The organism is Saccharothrix sp. ST-888 (assembly GCF_000955975.1).
Classification (GTDB): domain Bacteria; phylum Actinomycetota; class Actinomycetes; order Streptomycetales; family Streptomycetaceae; genus Kitasatospora.
The window spans coordinates 1-319 of record NZ_JYJF01000829.1 but is presented as its reverse complement, the minus strand read 5'-3'; the positions used below and the strand labels follow the sequence as shown (position 1 = coordinate 319).

1 protein-coding gene is annotated in these 319 nt (G+C 71.5%); it reads left to right on the top strand.

Annotation, left to right across the window (positions count from 1 at the left end; genetic code table 11):
• Positions 1-22: 22 nt before the first annotated feature.
• Positions 23-319 (top strand): hypothetical protein (locus UK12_RS44135; protein WP_045307214.1); only part of this gene is annotated, 297 nt, incomplete at its 3' end.

The following is a 319-nucleotide window of genomic DNA, read 5'->3' as shown; positions in this document are numbered from 1 at the left end:
GGCCAGGAGACCGTTGCACCGCATGCGCGACGAGCCTGCCCGGGTCGACGCTGCCGTGCAGGAGCTTCGCACGATCTATTCGCCCGCGCGCTTGGCCACCTGCCGGTTGGTCACGGGAGCCATACGCTCCGCCGGCACCGAGTCCTCTGGGGCATCCTGGGTAATCTGCGACCCCGGCTGCGCCGTCGCGGGCACGGATCAAGTCGCTGAGCAGGCTGTGGTCGGGGGCGCGGCGCTTGGCCGTGATGAGGTCAGCCATGTAGCCGGCGACGGCATGCGAGGCCGCGTCGATCCGTGCGGGCTGGCCGGCCGCGAAGAG